The sequence below is a fragment of the Okeania sp. SIO3I5 genome, assembly GCF_010672085.1.
GTDB lineage: Bacteria > Cyanobacteriota > Cyanobacteriia > Cyanobacteriales > Microcoleaceae > Trichodesmium.
On the sequence record NZ_JAAHHT010000017.1, the window covers coordinates 101211 to 118609 of the forward strand.

A 17399-nucleotide genomic window follows, 5' to 3' on the forward strand; every position below is an offset into this window, starting at 1 on the left:
CAAATTCTTAGGTAAAACGCTATCTGTAGAGGGCGAATGGCATTCGCCCCTACTAAATATGGTGGTTTTGCGTAAGTCCTGCTAATATTAAAATATAACAACTTTTTCTGGCTGTCAAGGAGCGATCGCTTATCACAACTGCCGTCATAGTTTCTCAAGCTGAAGAATATTGATAATTAATCAATTTGGTTGAAAGCCTCTCTTTACCAATAGCAGTTCTTTAACATAAGAGGTACAGTTTTAGATCCCCCCCTGCCCCCCTTAGAAAGGAGGAATTTTCAAAGTCCCCCTTTCTAAGGGGGATTTAGGGGGATTTTCAATGTACTTCATAACTATGAGAATTGCTATATCTAATCTGAAAATATAACAACTTTTTCTGGCTGTCAAGGAGCGATCGCTTATTAAAACTGCCGTCATGGTTTTCCAAGCTGAAGAATCCCGCGTTGTCACCTAAGTGCAACAACGTCGGAAGTATAGCCATAAGAAATGATTTGTGAGAAAAAAACTGTACGCGTTTGGTCTCCAAATCCCTTTACGTTTGGATTTGGAGACCAAACCCCTACGATAAAATCTTACAACCTATTTACAGCGCTTTTCAGATTGATGAACCACATCGTCACAAGCAAAACCCCGTAGGGACCTTCCATGGAACGTCCCTACTGTGGTCTACCGGAATGAAAACTGCTGTAGGATTCCTATATCTCAAGCATTCAAACAATATTCAATCCGAACTTGTTCAATCGTCTTTTCACCCGCTTCAGATAAAAATAAATCGCGCCGAACTTCTTCTAATCCTAACTCAATAAACTGGGCAAGTTCCTGATCAGATAAAGGCCAAGGAGGGCCATCAGGTATAGAATCATCTTCCCGTATGCGAGTCATCACCAAAAGTTTACCCTTACTTGCCACTAAAGGAGCAATACAGTTAATAACTTGCGATCGCATCTCTACTGGCAAAGCTTGAATAGTCCGCGATTCTATCACCAAATCAAATTTACCATGCCATTCAGAATCTAACGCCAACAGATCGGCAACCAAATAGTTAACTGAAGAATCAGGAAATCTTTCTTTGCACCAAGCGATCGCATTAGTCGAAATATCAAAAGCTGTCACTTGAAAACCCAACTTTGCCAAAGCTTCTGCATCATCACCCAAACCACATCCGATCACCAAAGCAGTACCTCCTTCTCCTTGTGGTTGAGAAAAATCTAACCACTCTTGTAGATAAGGATGTGTCGTTAAACGCGCCCAAGGTATTTGTCCAGCATCACCCTCAGCTTCAGAATATAAAATATCAAACCATGCAGTGGGATCTGCTTTTTGTGATTCAGTTGCCAACTTCTTGATTTTTTGTTGAATAGCTTCTGGTTTTTCTTCCAACATTTTGTTTGATTTCCTAATTGTTCAGTATTAATTTTATCGTAATACAAAAAACATAGCTTTTTCAGGCAGATAGATATCCCCTATTACCCAAAAAATGAAGGTATAAAGCCTCTCAATTCATGGAGAAAAAAGAAAAAAATTCCTTTTAGCCAATCCTTCTATTACAGAAGAGGTAATTATTAATTATTAATTATTAATTATTAATTATTTCCTCCTACTCCATCTTTATTATGAAATAATACCTGCCGTGACCTAGATCACAAAAATTCACCTTTTCATTTCACTTTACTTTAGTAATTATAATCACTTTACCAAAACTTTATGAATTATTCTTCTCAATAATGTAGAATATAAAAACTATAGAGTTCAAGGTTTATTTTATGCTTCAAGTTAACTTACTCCCTGGCGCTATCAACGAAATTATGGTTTCTGTAGCTGATAATTCTTATCTTACCAAATCAGATTGTTATGGCCTTATGGCCGCCATATTAGATGAATCAATCACACAAGAAGAACGTCGTTCTGTGGACAGGTTGTTACGTTCTGTCGTCCGAGGAAAAGTACAAATGGTATCTCAAATGTAAAAATATTAACTTCATTTTAAATAATATTGAAATGTAAGTAGTTGGTCTTCATCTCGTAATAAAAATAAGCCAATCATGGCTGCCAATGTAGGTACAGCAGCCCAAAATAATTGATTTCCTGGTGCATAAGGATTAAATAATTGTTGGTATGTAGAAAGTACAGAAACTAGGTGCATTCCCAACATAGCTCCATAAGAAAAGGTTTTAAATAATCCCATCAGGAAAATTACAACAATTAAGGTTTGAATAATTCCTATTCCTAGTGCTATAGAATTGGAAATGCTTAAAAAATAAAACTTCTGAAATATTTTTTGAGCTGCTTCAGGAGCAATAATTTTTTCAATTGACCAAACTAAAAAGAATGCAGCAGTGCTAATTCTAATTAATGCTAAACTAATTTGTAACTTTCGTTGATTTGTCATAATTTATAGCAATTGTAATTTGAACAGGGAACATTTGAAATACTCTCCTAAGAGAGTAATAAAAGTTGGATAATTTCAAGTAATTATTACTTATTTTAAATTTCTCGAATTGAGAGAAATTTGTCAACCTTTTATTGCTGTAGGTTACTGAAAAATCAAGGTATAAAGCCTCTCCATTAACTAAGCTCTGGAAAATTTAGAAGAAGCTATTACAGCAGTTTCACGCCCGCGCGTGAGGTACAAATTTTTTTTTTGTTAAAAGCTGGAAACCTATTAGTAATGAGAGGTAACACAACCTTCCAAGTTGTTACAGCCGGCTGTGTTACTAAGGATATAGATTAACCTTTAAGTGTACCTCACCATCCTCATGGATTGCTGTAATTTAGAACCAGGGGTTATATCAAATTCGCATAATTACTATAGCTTACGTCATTGCGACTTACACTCCGTGGAAAGAAGCAACCTCATAGTTTGAGGAGATTGCTTCCTATCGTCGCAATGACAACTATTCAACCAGATTTTATATTAGGGGTGGGTTAACTTCTGTACGGGCGAATGGCCATTCGCCCCTACTGACTTCTGACTTCTGACTTCGTTAAAGATATCTTTCTGGAAAGCGATCGCATACTCAAAATTAGCGATCGCTCTTTTCTTATACCCATATCAAATAATTGTCAACCTTTTTTGTCCCCAATTAACATAAATTAACCCAAAAATTAAGAATACTTAAATAAAACAAAATTTTATTACTTTACTGACAAACTAAGTTCTAGTTGATGGGATAACCTGAAAAAATATTGTTTAAAAATTTTCATTCTAATAAATTAAAGACATCAAAATCTGAGACAATCAAACTAATAAATCCATAATTGTTAACTAAAAAACGGAGAACATTAGATGAAATTAGCTTACTGGATGTATGCAGGTCCCGCTCACATTGGTACATTGCGCGTTGCCAGTTCCTTCAAAAACGTTCACGCTATTATGCACGCTCCTCTTGGTGACGACTACTTTAATGTCATGCGCTCCATGTTGGAAAGAGAACGGAATTATACACCTGTGACTGCCAGTGTAGTCGATCGGAATGTATTGGCGCGGGGTTCCCAAGAAAAAGTAGTAGATAACATTGTCCGCAAAGACAAGGAAGAAACCCCAGATTTAATTGTTCTTACTCCCACTTGCACTTCTAGCATTTTGCAAGAAGACTTGGAGAATTTTGTCGAACGCGCTCAAATAGATGCTAAAGGTGACGTCATGTTGGCAGATGTTAATCATTATCGCGTTAATGAACTACAAGCAGCAGATCGTACTTTGGAGCAAATTGTTAAATATTATATTGAGAAGGCGAAAAAGAAAGGGGAACTTCCAGAAGGAAAAACTGAGAAACCTTCTGTAAATATTATTGGTGTTTCTACCTTGGGTTTCCACAACCAACATGACTGCACCGAATTAAAACGCTTGATGACAGACTTAGGCATCGAAATTAACGAAGTCATTCCCGAAGGTGCGTCAGTTCACAATTTAAAAAATCTGCCTCGCGCTTGGTTTAACCTCACACCTTATCGGGAACTAGGGGTAATGGCAGCTAAATATTTAGAATCGGAGTTTGGTACGCCTTATATTGATATTACGCCTATGGGTGTTGTAGAAACTGCTCGTTGTATTCGGAAAATTCAGCAGGTGGTAAATGCTCAAGGTGCTAATGTTGACTATGAGGAATTTATTGATAATCAAACTTTGCACGTTTCTCAAGCAGCGTGGTTTTCTCGTTCCATTGACTGTCAAAATTTAACTGGTAAAAAAGCGGTGGTGTTTGGGGATAATACTCATGCTGCTGCCATGACAAAAATTTTGGCGCGGGAGATGGGTATTCATGTGGTTTGGGCAGGTACTTATTGTAAATATGATGCTGACTGGTTCCGGGAACAGGTGAGTGAATATTGTGATGAGGTTTTAATTAGTGAGGATAATGGGGAGATTGGGGATGCGATCGCTCGTGTGGAACCTTCGGCAATTTTTGGCACGCAAATGGAGCGTCATGTTGGTAAGCGTTTAGATATTCCGTGTGGTGTTATTGCGGCGCCTATTCATATTCAGAATTTCCCGATTGGTTATAAACCGTTTATGGGTTATGAAGGAACTAATCAAATTGCGGATTTGGTTTATAATTCTTTTACTTTGGGAATGGAAGATCATCTGTTAGAAATATTTGGCGGACACGATACTAAGGAGGTTATTACTAAGGGAATTTCTGCTGATTCTGATTTGAATTGGACGAAAGATGCAAAGGCAGAATTGAATAAGGTGCCTGGTTTTGTCCGGGGTAAAGTGAAGCGAAATACGGAAAAGTTTGCGAGGGAGCGTGGTATTGGTGAGATTTCTTTAGAAGTTATGTATGCTGCAAAAGAAGCTGTAGGTGCTTAGTTGAAGTCAGAAGTTAGAAGTCAGAAGTCAGAAGTTAAATTTTGGCGATGACTAAGTTTGAGAATATTCTAGTAGTAATGGCGACTGCTATAATTGTTGTTAATTTTAGGGTGGGTTTTCCCCACCTTTTTTTATGGGAATTTTTGATAATAATTTTATATCATTGAATTTGGTTTGACGTAATAAAGTCTGATTTCTAGAGAAACTAAAATTTTTAATATAGATAAGATTATGATTGCTCAACTGCAAGATATTATCCCTGCACTAACTGGCTTTTTTTTCGGATTAATAGTTTTAGTGTATTTTGTGTTTAAGAAAAATTCCTTGGGTATGGTAATTTCCAGTATATCTTGTATATTGTTAATGTTTATTTTTCAAATCATATCAGTAAATATTGATAAGCTAAACAGCTTTCTTGAAACATATCAGGATATATTGAAGTTTCCATTAACTGTTTTAGTAACGGCAGCAAGTATCTTTCTAGGTAATACTTTGATTAGGTATTTCACTGATAGAAAAGAAAAAAGGGAATTTGCTATATTATTTATTAATGCTATAGAGTCTCATATCAATATTTTAGAAATAGTTTTTTCCCAAATCAATTTGGGTTGTTTAGGAGAAGATTTAATCATAGACGATAGAGAATATATTGAAGTTTATAAATCAAGTTTGATAGAGAATAAAGGGTATGATATTGCTTTTAACAAAATAGGTATTTTTAATGAAAATGAAATTAATTTAGTTTCTAGATACGATAAAAACCTAAAAGAATCTGTATTTCATATAAATATTTTCTGTTGTACTATGAGTGGAGATACTGAAACATACCACGAAAAGATAAAGGAAATAAGTTTCAAATTAAAATTTCTTACAAACACAGAAAAACACTACCTTATAATGTCTTTTAATGGTGTTAAAATAATTATACCTATTACAATAATTTTAGGATATTTGTGTATCTATCAGTTATCTTTGAACTATTTACGACGAAATCTTGCTAAAGATAGAGGAAATTTCTTAGAAAATTTTGACTCTAAATGGGAAGCACTATGGCGAGTGTTTTGGAGTCAATTTACTAGCTATAAATCTAATAATATAACGTTTCATGTTTTAAAGAGAAGACTATCTGATAATTTAATTGATGAATTAAAGTATATAAGAGAAAGCTACAGAAAAATTGACAAAGCTAAAAACACTAAAAACCGTGAACCAATTTACCTATTTAGAATCTTAATTAATAATTATATTGATTTGACGGGAACGCCAAAAAATGGTGATAAGCACACTCGAATTAAAATTCTCTCAAATCAAGAAGATTTTATAGGCTTAACATCGGAAATACCTACTATTACTTTAATCGATCATGCCAAACCATTTTTAAAACGTTACATAAAAGAAAGTTGTAAAACAGAAAAAATCTTAGAGGAAGATATTGATAAATTCATCGAAAACTGCAAATATGAATCATACATTATTTCACCTTGGGGAGAAGAAATAGAACAAGCATTATAAATATTAATTCGGTTAAAATTAAATTTAGTCAAATTTGAAAGATAATTGAGAAATTATGGAAAGTATCAAGATAAAAACACATATTGGCGAAGATGGAATTTTATCTCTTCGTTTACCAATTACTAATCAAGAAATTGAAGCTATGGTTTTGTATCAACCCATTATCAAACAAAACCATCAAGATTCAAAATTAAAATTTGAACGTTTATTGCAACAATATAAAGGTCAGACTTTTACTAATAGTGGTGAATTATTACGAGAGGATCGCCTAAGTGAGTAAGTTTGTTGTTGATGCCAATGTAGCAATTAAATGGGTTATTCCAGAAATTCAAACTGAGCTTGTTTTGTCATTATTAAACAATCAAGATAACTTGCTATTAGTCCCTGATTTTTTCTTTCCAGAAATTGGTAATATTCTTTGGAAGCGGGTTCGTCGTGGAGAAATGAATATTACTCAAGCTCAATTAAGTTTAGATACTTTAAAGTCTGTGGATATTAAAGTTTTTCCTTCTGAACCTCTAATTAAAAGTGCTTTAGATATTGCTTATAGAATTAATCAAGCTGTTTATGATTGTGTGTATTTGAGTTTAGCAATTAATCATCAATGTTTAATGGTAAAATCAATTCAAAATTAATAATTTTTAATTCAAAATTATAACCTCTGACTGTTTGCACAGCATTCCGCAGGAAAGTCAGAGGCTTGAAATAACGAAAAGATTTTTAATTTTTTCGTTCTGAAGAACGAGGCTTGAATCCTTAATTAAACAATTATTTAAATTAAGTTAGAACCAAAATTTTTGAACTTTGAATTTTGAATTCAAAAAATAGTCAGCCTATCAAAAATTTAGGGCAAAAATAGAACAAGAAGGAATTACTTTTGATGATAATACTTTTAACAACTTACGGGATAAGTCACCAGGAAGAGAGGTTGATTTATGACTTTAAAGTATTTGCTAGACACTAATATAATTTCTGAATTTATCCGTCAACAACTTCTGACTTCTGACTTCTGACTTCTAACTTCGTTAACCCCTTGTGCATTTAGAGTATTTACCAATTTCAACGGCAAAAATATTCTCACTCCTCCTTTGTCGTTGTCGAATTTGACAATACCTTTTTTGAATTTTCTCGCATTAATCTAGCAACGCCACTTTATTTTCTAGCAAAACTTGATTGATTTTTACGATATTAGTCAGTTATAGACAATGACCTAAATTTTCTATAATTTGTAATAATCAAAGTAATATAAGTACACCAAACCAAAATTAGGAATAATTTTATACTAATTACTATGCAATTTCAATAAAAATAACAAAACTAGGGATTTTATTTACAATGTAAAATATAGTATTTTAAAGGGACAAGTAAATTGAAAGAAGTAACAATACCAGAGAATATACCCTCAAAACAACATAGCGATTATATAGATGGTTATACTCAGGGCCAGACTGACAATATAGATGGCCTGACACTTGATTCTGAAGCACAAGAAAATGAAAATAAAATTAATAACACCAAAGAATTTCCAGCTCAAAAAAAGAGAGGAGGATGGCAAGGATTAACTTTTGGTATTGGCATTGGTGTAGTTGCTAGTATGGTGAGTATGCAATTAGTTTCTCAATCAGAAAAAAAGACAGAAGCTAATACCAATTCTACACAAACTATTACAAATCCAGTCGAGACTAATGTTAGTCCCGCTCTCAGCGTAACAGTAGCTAACGTAGAATTAGCAACAGTAGAACGTACCCTTGATGCAACAGGTAGCGTTGTTGCCTTCGATCTATTACCAGTGTTACCGCAGGCGAATGGGTTACAAATTCAACAAGTCTTAGTCGATGAAGGAGAAAAAGTTACTCAAGGTCAGGTAATGGCAATTTTAGATGACTCCGTTTTGAAATCGCAAATTAACCAAGCTAAATCTCAAGTAGCATCAGCTCGAAGTCAAGTAGAGCAAAGAAGAGCTGCTCACAGTAAGACTGAGGTAGAGGTAAAACAAGCAATTGCTGCTTGGGAACAAGCAATTGCAGATCGGGATGGTGTAAAAGCTAATATTGCTCAAGCTAAAGCAGGAAGAGATGAAGCGATCGCTGCTCTCCAACAAACTCAAGCAAGTCGGGATGATGCTATTGCTGCCCTCAAACAAACCCAAGCAAGTCGCAATGATGCTATTGCTGCTCTCCAACAAACTCAAGCAAGTCGCAATGATGCTCTGGCGTCTGTAGCTCAAACTGAAGCTAGGTTAGCAGAAGCTAAGGCGAACCAAGAACAAGCTATGAGAGATTTTGAACGATATCAAACCCTGAGAGCAGAGGGTGTTATTAGTTCTCAAGAATTAGAAACCCGTAGCACTACGGTGAAAACATCAAGGGAAGGGGTACGAGTTGCTGAAGCTAATATTAATAGTGCTAAAGCTAAAGTTGATATTGCTGATGCTAATATTAGTAGCGCTAAAGCGAAGGTTGATATTGCTGATGCTAATATTGATAGTGCGAAAGCTAAAGTTGATATTGCTGGCTCAAATGTTAGGAGTGCAGAAGCTAGAGTGGAGAGTGCAGAAGCAAGTCTCAGTAGTTCAATGGCTCAACTACGGAGTGCGGAAGCCAAAGTTAATAGCGCTCAAGCTAATGTAAGTAGCGCTAGAGCAGAAGTTGAAAGTGCATTATCAAATATTGACAGCGCTATGGCAAATGTTAGTAGTGAGGAAGCTCGCAAAGAAGAGAAACAAACTGAGCTAGCATATACTTTAGTGAAAGCACCTGCAAACGGCATAATAGCTGAACGGATAGCTCGTGTTGGTGATGTAACTTCTAGTAGTAAAATGTTGTTTTCAATTATTAAAAACAATCAATTAGAACTAGAATTAGAAGTACCAGAAACTCAGTTACCCCAAGTTAAAATTGGCACAAAAGTTAGAATTAGTTCTGATGCTGATAGTCGGATAAAAATGTCAGGAAGAGTGAGAGAAATAGCACCATTAGTTAATGAAGAAACTCGCGAAGCAACTGTTAAAATCGACCTACCTAATAGTAATTTATTACGACCAGGAATGTTTTTGCGGGCAACAATTACAACTGCTACAAATCAAGGATTCAAAATTCCAGCCAAAGCAGTATTACCTCAAGCAGATGGGCAGTCTATTGCTTATGTTTTGCAAAGCAATAATCAAGTTAAAGCAGTACCTGTAGAAGTAGGAGAAATCTTGAGTAAAAATAGCGATTTAGCTAATGCTGAAATTGAAATCAAAGAAGGTTTAAAATTAGGCGATCGTATAGTAGTCTCAGGTGCGGGTTACCTCAAAGATGGGGATATAGTTAAAGTTATTGATAAGTAGGGACGTTCCATGGAACGTTCGTACAGAGTAGCCTTTTTCGGCATTTTTTTCTGTTAGTTTTTACCAAATATAAAAAAGTAACATCGGCATTTTTTCTGTTAAATTTTTTCCCAAAATATTTGCAGTAACATCGGCATTTTTTCTGTGAGTTTTTCCTAGATATAAAAAAGTAGCATAGGCATCTTGCCTGTTAATTTAGAAAATAATGTAGGGGTTTGGTCTCCAAACCCAAGTTTAAAGGGATTTGGAAAGCAAACCCCTACGATAAAATTTTACAACTAATTTAGGATTGCTGTAGCCGAATACTATTGTTAATTAACCAAATTGTATCTAATGTAAATCTCAATTTAAACAAAAAAATATACTCCAATTAATTTTTCTCTTTTTTCAATATGTTCTTATACCAAGCGTGAAAAAATCATGTTACAAAACCTATTTATCTATAGAGAATAGGCAATAGGTAACAGAAATTAGTAGATGGTTAAAAGGAGTTAATTTATTATGGTTAATTAATCACACTTTGTCTAAGGAATATTAAATCAGGACTTACGCAACATAAAAAAATATACACCATTTGTATTGTAGGGGCGAATGCCATTCGCCCCCCTACGAATAGCGTTTCATCTAACAATTTGCGTAAGTCCTGTAAATCAAAAAAGCCTAGAAACCGGGTTTATATGAAATCCTTTTATAAATCAGATATATCTCTCATAAACCCCGTTTCTTAGTTGGAATAACTATCGCCTATAAAAAGGTTTTTTAGTAGTTCTGTAGATGTAGTGATATTTATAACTAAAGCTCTTTCACTTTCAGGAGCATTACTACAAAAATCACTACTTGTACACCATTACCCACAAGTTAACCTCTGTCGCAAAACTCCATTTTCAGATACAGTTGTTCCTTTCCTAAAACCATATTTAGTTTCACTACCATTTATTGATTTATACAAATCATTGCCACCCCATGTATGCTTTCCATTTCTAGATTTAGCGTAAAAATAGAAAGTACGACTTGTAGCAGTAACAAGGGTTGATCTACTATTGCTTCCTACACTAAACCAACTTCTTGTTATGCGGTCACCATCTATATCTTTGTAGTTTATAGCGACCCTAACAGTATTGTAACATTTGTTATGAAATTGAATGGTATATGTACTTTGTTGCGCATTTAGTGATTGTGGAGCGGATGAAAATAAAAATAATAAGCTCCCAGAAGAGATAATTAGATTGAAAAAAGAAGAAAGCTTGGCCATACTGATCAACCCTTTTAAAATTGACAGTAATAGTATAGCTGAAAATGAACTTTTAACTACACTTAAGGAAAATTTACAGAACTTATTATGTTATTAAATAACTACTTTTCTGGGCTTTGCTAACTTGTTTATTGTATACTTGAAAATAGTATATAAACAGGGCTTACACTTTCCGAACTAAGAAACCGGGTTTATTGTCGGGATATTGTTGTTAAAACCAGGAAATTTCCGTAATAAACCCGGTTTCTGCATATAAAAAAGTAACATCGGCAAAATCCCTATTAATTATTAATACCAAGTTGCATGAATTAAACACCAATATCCATTAGAAATAGAGCCATCTTTAGATGATTGAAAGAGGTAATTATCAATTATCCATTAGAAATAGAGCCATTTTTAGATGATTGAAAGAGGTAATTATCAATTATCAATTATCCATTATCAATTAGAAATAGAGCCGTCTTTAGATGATTGAAAGAGGTAATTATCAATTATCAATTATCCATTATCCATTATCAATTATCCATTATCCATTAATAAAAATGTCATTTCAATTATCAGCTTGGTCAATTAAAAAACCAGTTCCTACTCTGGTCATGTTTCTAGTCTTAACAGTAGTAGGATTAATGTCTTTTTTGCAATTAGGGATAGACAATCTACCTAATGTTGATATTCCTCTAGTATCAGTAACAGTAAGACAACAAGGAGCAGGTCCGACAGAATTAGAAACTCAAGTGACAAAAAAAGTTGAAGATGCTGTAGCAGGTTTGGGAAATATCGAAAAACTAACTTCAGAAGTAGATGATGGAGTGTCTACAACTAGAATTGAGTTTGACTTAGCAGTAGATATCGATCGCGCCACCAATGATGTGCGTAATGCCGTTGCTGAAATTCGCCAAGACTTACCCCGAGACGTTGATGATCCCATCGTTAAAAGAATAGAGTTTGCTGGAGGCGGACCAATAATGACCTACGCCGTCACCTCCGACAAACGTTCTGTAGAAGAATTAAGCGAATTAGTAGACAAAGAAATTAGTCGTGCTATCCTCAATGTTACAGGTGTTTCTCAAATCTATCGTATTGGTGGAGTTGACCGAGAAATACTTATCAAGCTGAGTCCTGAAAGATTAGAGAGTCTGGGTATTACTGCTACTCAAGTTAACGATCAAATTCGTGCCTTGAATGCGAACATACCAGGAGGACGTTCTCAAATAGGAGGTACAGAAAAAAGTATTCGGACTTTAGGTAGTGCTGACACAGTAGAAGCATTGAAAGAATATCAAATCATTCTACCCTCTGGTGGTGCAGTCCCCCTTTCCAGTGTAGCTCAAGTTATTGATGGTCATGGAGAAACTAGACAAGCAGCTTGGTTATTAGAAAAAAATAGTTTCAACCAAGACTCAGGAACAAATAATATTGGTAAACCTATTGTTGCTTTTGAGGTACTCCGCAGCACGGGAAGTACCCTTGTCACTGTAGAAAGAAAGGTGCGGGAAACAGTTACTGAACTAGAAAAAACATTGCCAGCAGATGTAGACTTGCAACTAATTTTCACCAAGGCAACAGATATTAAGGAATCATATCAAGCATCTATAGATGCCTTAATTATTGGTTCCATACTCACTGTCATAATTGTTGGTATATTTTTACGAGACTGGCGCCCAACTCTTGTGACAGCAGTAGCATTACCATTATCAATACTACCTACTTTTTTGGTAATGAGAATCCTCAATTACACTCTAAATCAGATGAGTCTATTAGCACTAGCATTGGCAATGGGGAACTTAGTAGATGATGCTATTTGTATGATAGAGAATATTGACCAACATATTAAGAAGGGGAAAAAACCATTCCAAGCCGCTTTAGATGGGTCAGCAGAAATTGGTTTTGCGGTGGTTGCAACAACTGCAACTATTGTAGCAGTCTTTTTACCCGTAGCATTTATGGGTGGGATACCGGGTCAATTTTTTAAACCATTCGGCATTACCGTAGCAGTTGCAACCATGTTTTCTACATTGGTTGCTTGTACAATGACACCAATGTTAGGGGCACGGTTATTGAAACATAGACGACTAAGAACATCTCCTTCTTTTCCAGAACAAAATCAAAAACAAAGAAAAATTCGCCCCTACAGTCAGTTATTAACTTGGGCATTACGGCATAAAATTATTACTTTAGCTACGGCGATCGCCTTCTTTATTGGTAGCTTGCAACTGGTGCCACTGCTGCCGAAAGGATTAACGGATGCTGGTAATGGGGGTGTAAGTATAGTTAATCTAGCATTACCTCCTGGTTCGACAATAGCAGAAACTGAACAAGCTACACAACAAACAATGCAACTGTTACAGGAAAATCCACTTGTCACCAGTGTATTTGCTGATGTGGGTAGTGGACTTCTGAACAAAAGTAAATTATACGTTACGATCTTACCCAGGCAAGAGCGAAATATTTCTCAAAAAGAATTTGAACAAGAGGTACGACCCTTGTTTCAGAAGATTCCAGGAGCGCGAATTAATTTTGTTAGCACGGGTCCAGGTGGTGGTGGTAAAGATTTAAAAATTGTTCTGAACAGCGACAATGCAGTTGCTTTACAACAGGCATCAGATGCTTTAGAACGACAAATGCGAGAAGTTCCAGGGTTGGTAGACGTGAGTTCCACTGCTAGTTTGGTGAAACCAGAGATTTTGATTAAACCATTACCTGCAAGAGCAGGAGATTTGGGAGTTTCAGTACAGGCGATCGCTCGTACCGCGTCATTAGCTACTATAGGAGATATTGAGAGTAATTTAGCTAAATTCGATCTGGTAGATCGGCAAATTCCTATTCGGGTACAGTTAGCAGAAGAATTTAGAAATGACTTAGATGTAATTAAAAATTTACGCATTCCCAGTCAAAATGGTGGGTTAGTACCATTGTCAGCGGTGGCTGAAATTACAATAGGTAGCGGACCTTCAGAAATACACCGTTTTAACCGTCTTCGCGAGGTTTCCTTTGAGGCAAATTTACAGGGCATTTCTCTGGGAGATGCACTAACAGCAGTGAAAGCATTACCAGCAATGAATCCACTGCCTCCTGATGTCACAGAACAGTCTGACGGTGATGCCAAAATTATGATGGATATCTTTAATGGATTTTTGGGTGCGTTAGGTTTGGCAATATTGTGTATTTATGCAATTTTAGTGTTGCTATATAATAACTTCCTTTACCCAATGGTGATTTTGGTGGCATTACCTTTATCTATTGGTGGTGCATTGTTAGGGTTGATAATCTTCCAGAAGGAGTTAGGTATGTTTGCTTTAATTGGAATTGTACTACTGATGGGTTTGGTGACCAAAAATGCGATTTTGTTAGTAGACTCTTCCTTAGCAAATGAAAAAGAAGGAATGTCTCAGTTTCATGCAGTCCGCGAAGCTGGTATTTCCCGGTTACGACCAATTTTGATGACCACATTTTCAACTATTGGCGGAATGTTGCCTATTGCTCTCGAATTAGGAGCAGGAGGAGCAGAAAGAAGTCCGATGGCGATCGCTGTTATTGGTGGGTTAACTACTTCCACATTGTTAACATTAGTGGTGGTCCCTGTGTGGTTTACTTACATTGATAATTTTATCCACTGGTTGAATAAATTATTCGGTGGTAAGGAGAGTCGTCCGCATTTGGATGTATCTGTTAATGGTGATGGTATGAATGTATTGAAAAAAGATTCTGTTACTAGAGTCTAGTTTTGTGTTTGTTTAGCTAACTTATACAGGACTTACACAGGCAAACCCAGAAACCCGGTTTCTCTTAGAAGTTTACTGTTCAAAACAACGATTTATCGTAGAAACCGGGTTTCTTTGCCTAAGTCCTATTATAGCAGTTTTCATTTTTTTCCATTAAAGTAGGGACGTTCTATGAAACGTCCCTACAAGGTTTTAGAAAAAGAATATTTATAGCGCTTTTCATTAACATAAAATACAGAGATTTTGGCTTAAAGGCAGAAGGCAGAAGTTTTGTAGTCTACCTTTGTTAAAACCGCTATAAACTTCAAAAATACTTATATTTTGTCTGTAGTCTACCTTTGTGAAAACCGCTATAAAATGCAAAATTTTATTTTTTTATCCCCCTAAAAAAGGAGACATAAAACCTTATTGTTTTTGTCAGTAACTACTCGCTAAATCTCTCCAACAATTCTTCCCTCGAAGCATTTAATAACAAAGAAGTCAACTCCTCTGGAGACAACTGGGACATTGGCTCAATAATGGCCAATAGTTCTGGATCTAGGGAACCAAACCTGACATTGAGGAAATTTTCAATCATTTGCCTTATCTTCTGTTGGCCTTCCTGAAGACCTTCTTGGCGACCTTCTTGGCGACCTTGTTCCAAGGTATCCTCACGCCAACGTAAATAAACAGGTGATAGTCTCATAATTAACTCCTGGTCATCTTCATCTATATTTTCTCTGAATTGAATTGTGACGTGCCAGTTGGCCAGAAGCTCTGTCAGATTTTCCCGAAGTGGGTTACCTCTGGGTAGAGCTTCTAATTCTAAAATAGCTTGGTCTTGTGTTTGTCCTTTTCCCAATACTCGTAACCAAAGAGTATCCTGCTTAACGGGCAGTTGATTAATTGCTACTATTGCTGTGCCTTGAAATTCTGGCAAAAAATAAATACCTGTAGGCCATTGACCACTTGGATCTAGTTTAGCGCCAAAAGCATCAATTATTCTGGGTGAACAAGAGGGAGTTCAATAATTAATAATTAATAATTAATAATTAATAATTAGTTATTACCGAAAAATTTTGGTTTAAAGCCTCCCCTTTTAAGGGGATAATAAATAAAAATTTTCCTTCGAGTCAATCCTCTTCTTTTCAAGGAGAGGTAATTATTCATTATTCATTATTCATTGTTGAACTCTTCTTTTCAAGGAGAGGATTGACTAATCATGAAAATTTTTTCTTGTTTCTCTTTTAAAGGAGAGGCTTTAAACCTTAATTATTCCGTAAATAGAAGCGGTTGCTGCCATTTGGCCTAATAACCCTAAAATTTTGGGGTCGTTTGGCGGTGGAATGACGGGGATAAAATATACGTCTATTTCCCGGACTTCGCTGGCAACATCGCGACTGGTTTCTACTTGACCTAATAAAGTTAGTAATTCTTCTAAATATTGTTTGGCAAATTGGTCGTGGGGAGTTCTTGTCATTGAGATTTTCTATTAGTCTCAGGGTACTATACCATGACCGATTAATGTTATAAATATGGGAATATAAAATGATTCGTGAAAAAAACTGTAGGGGTTTGGTCTCCAAACCCGATTAGATAAAATATTACAACCTATTTTATGGGTAATTAAGAGTATAGTTTAAGATATAAAATTATTTGTAATTAATCGGAAAATTCTGATTGAGGAAATCAGGAATAGGTAAAATGTCATATAGTGATTTTGATTTAAAAAAAGTCAAAGCTGAGTTTAATTTGAAAATTATAGAAACAGAAGATTTATTTTCTGAAGTTGAACCTGTAGAAATTAGTAATCTTTTGGCTGAGATGTTAAAGCAAAATGTACCTATTGCCTTAGCGATCGCTACTGAAAAAGCTAGTTCTGAGCTAATAATTATTAATATTTTGCTGGAGATTAAGAGACAACTTCAAATCAGTTTTTTTTCGGGTATAGATTTCTCAGTTGATAAAGATAAGGGGTTGAATGGATTTTGTGATTTTATTATTAGTCAATCTCCCGAACAATTATATTTAGATACTCCTGTAGTTGTTCTTGTAGAAGCTAAAAATGAAAAGATAGTTAGTGGTTTAGGAGAATGTATTGCAGAAATGGTTGCGGCTGAAATATATAATCAAAAAGATGGTAAAGATGTTCCTTTTATTTATGGTGTGGTTACGACAGGTTATGCCTGGAAATTTTTGAAATTGGAAAAGAATTTAGTGTTTATTGATGTAGAGAATTACTATATTAAAGATTCGAGAAAGATAATAGGAATTTTGGTGGAAATGATTAGTTCGATTAAATGTTTGTGAGGATGGCGATCGCTTTTGGGATAAAATTAATAGTTAGGGTTTGCTGAAAAAGTATTTTTGCTGTTTCTAGTAGTCAGTAGTCAGTAGTCAGTAGTCAGGAGAAATAGGAATTTTAGAGGAGATAGTCGGAAAAATTGAGGGACAATTTTTCTGTCATAATCATCCCAAAATACTAGCTTTTTGGCGCTCAAAGCTCAAAAAGCTGGTACTTTTTAAGGACTCAAAAATGCTATAACCTTTACCTGTCAATCCTTTTATATTTAATCAGCAAGCCCTAGTTAAGCAGCTTTCGAGCAACTAATAATATGACTGATATACTTTAGAGTTGTTGGGAAATAAGGTAAAATGATTCAAGCAGAAATTGGCCAGAAAAATGCTAAATATTGAACGAGTCTTAAAACAAGATAGGTTACTCAGAACATTAACAGGATTAAACCGTAAAGCATTTGAATCTTTGTTGGAGTTCTTTAATCAAATGTA

At 35.3% G+C, this 17399-nt stretch carries 14 protein-coding genes; 8 read left to right on the forward strand and 6 right to left on the reverse strand.

Features of this window, described 5'->3' with window-relative positions; translation table 11 throughout:
* Positions 1–316: 316 nt before the first annotated feature.
* Both F6K40_RS06275 and F6K40_RS06280 read right to left on the reverse strand, forming a co-directional pair.
* On the reverse strand, positions 317–481 hold the full coding sequence (locus tag F6K40_RS06275; RefSeq protein ID WP_293132908.1) for a hypothetical protein: 165 nt from the start codon (positions 479–481) through the stop codon (positions 317–319).
* Positions 482–702: 221 nt separating this feature from the next.
* Positions 703–1383 carry a class I SAM-dependent methyltransferase gene (locus tag F6K40_RS06280; RefSeq protein ID WP_293132911.1) on the reverse strand — a complete coding sequence of 227 codons (681 nt, stop codon included), beginning with the start codon at positions 1381–1383 and terminating at the stop codon, positions 703–705.
* A gap of 380 nt (positions 1384–1763) precedes the next feature.
* Here F6K40_RS06280 and F6K40_RS06285 point away from each other — a divergent pair, with 380 nt between their 5' ends.
* The gene (locus F6K40_RS06285; protein WP_293132914.1) at positions 1764–1967 is read left to right on the forward strand and encodes a hypothetical protein; all 204 of its coding nucleotides are present in this window, start codon (positions 1764–1766) and stop codon (positions 1965–1967) included.
* A gap of 11 nt (positions 1968–1978) precedes the next feature.
* Here the strand turns inward: F6K40_RS06285 and F6K40_RS06290 are convergent, their stop codons facing one another.
* On the reverse strand, positions 1979–2389 hold the full coding sequence (locus tag F6K40_RS06290; RefSeq protein WP_293132917.1) for a hypothetical protein: 411 nt from the start codon (positions 2387–2389) through the stop codon (positions 1979–1981).
* Positions 2390–3286: 897 nt separating this feature from the next.
* On the opposite strand from F6K40_RS06290, the gene bchB reads away from it, so the two are divergent.
* The 5 genes from bchB (at position 3287) to F6K40_RS06315 (ending at position 9656) form a co-directional block, all read left to right on the forward strand.
* Positions 3287–4813 carry a ferredoxin:protochlorophyllide reductase (ATP-dependent) subunit B gene (gene bchB, locus F6K40_RS06295; protein ID WP_293132920.1) on the forward strand — a complete coding sequence of 509 codons (1527 nt, stop codon included), beginning with the start codon at positions 3287–3289 and terminating at the stop codon, positions 4811–4813.
* 231 nt (positions 4814–5044) lie between these two features.
* Positions 5045–6325: a hypothetical protein gene (locus tag F6K40_RS06300; protein ID WP_293132923.1), complete on the forward strand. Its 1281-nt coding sequence runs from the start codon at positions 5045–5047 to the stop codon at positions 6323–6325.
* A 55-nt stretch (positions 6326–6380) separates the two neighbouring features.
* Complete coding sequence (locus F6K40_RS06305; protein ID WP_293132926.1) at positions 6381–6605, forward strand: hypothetical protein; 225 nt, start codon at positions 6381–6383, stop codon at positions 6603–6605.
* The gene (locus tag F6K40_RS06310; RefSeq protein ID WP_293132929.1) at positions 6598–6960 is read left to right on the forward strand and encodes a type II toxin-antitoxin system VapC family toxin; all 363 of its coding nucleotides are present in this window, start codon (positions 6598–6600) and stop codon (positions 6958–6960) included. The genes F6K40_RS06305 and F6K40_RS06310 overlap by 8 nt, the downstream gene beginning before the upstream one ends.
* A gap of 734 nt (positions 6961–7694) precedes the next feature.
* Positions 7695–9656, forward strand: coding sequence for an efflux RND transporter periplasmic adaptor subunit (locus F6K40_RS06315; protein WP_293132932.1), 1962 nt, complete (start codon positions 7695–7697; stop codon positions 9654–9656).
* An 847-nt stretch (positions 9657–10503) separates the two neighbouring features.
* Here the strand turns inward: F6K40_RS06315 and F6K40_RS06320 are convergent.
* Entirely contained in the window at positions 10504–10908 is a 405-nt protein-coding gene (locus F6K40_RS06320; RefSeq protein ID WP_293132935.1) for a DUF1036 domain-containing protein, read from the reverse strand.
* 542 nt (positions 10909–11450) lie between these two features.
* Here F6K40_RS06320 and F6K40_RS06325 point away from each other — a divergent pair.
* Positions 11451–14630 carry an efflux RND transporter permease subunit gene (locus tag F6K40_RS06325; RefSeq protein ID WP_293132938.1) on the forward strand — a complete coding sequence of 1060 codons (3180 nt, stop codon included), beginning with the start codon at positions 11451–11453 and terminating at the stop codon, positions 14628–14630.
* 424 nt (positions 14631–15054) lie between these two features.
* Here the strand turns inward: F6K40_RS06325 and F6K40_RS06330 are convergent, their stop codons facing one another.
* Both F6K40_RS06330 and F6K40_RS06335 read right to left on the reverse strand, forming a co-directional pair.
* Entirely contained in the window at positions 15055–15549 is a 495-nt protein-coding gene (locus tag F6K40_RS06330) for an RpnC/YadD family protein (protein WP_293132941.1), read from the reverse strand.
* A gap of 321 nt (positions 15550–15870) precedes the next feature.
* Positions 15871–16089, reverse strand: a complete 219-nt coding sequence (locus F6K40_RS06335; RefSeq protein WP_365670381.1) for a hypothetical protein — start codon at positions 16087–16089, stop codon at positions 15871–15873.
* A 224-nt stretch (positions 16090–16313) separates the two neighbouring features.
* On the opposite strand from F6K40_RS06335, the gene F6K40_RS06340 reads away from it, so the two are divergent.
* Complete coding sequence (locus F6K40_RS06340) at positions 16314–16919, forward strand: hypothetical protein (protein ID WP_293132944.1); 606 nt, start codon at positions 16314–16316, stop codon at positions 16917–16919.
* Positions 16920–17399 lie beyond the last annotated feature (480 nt).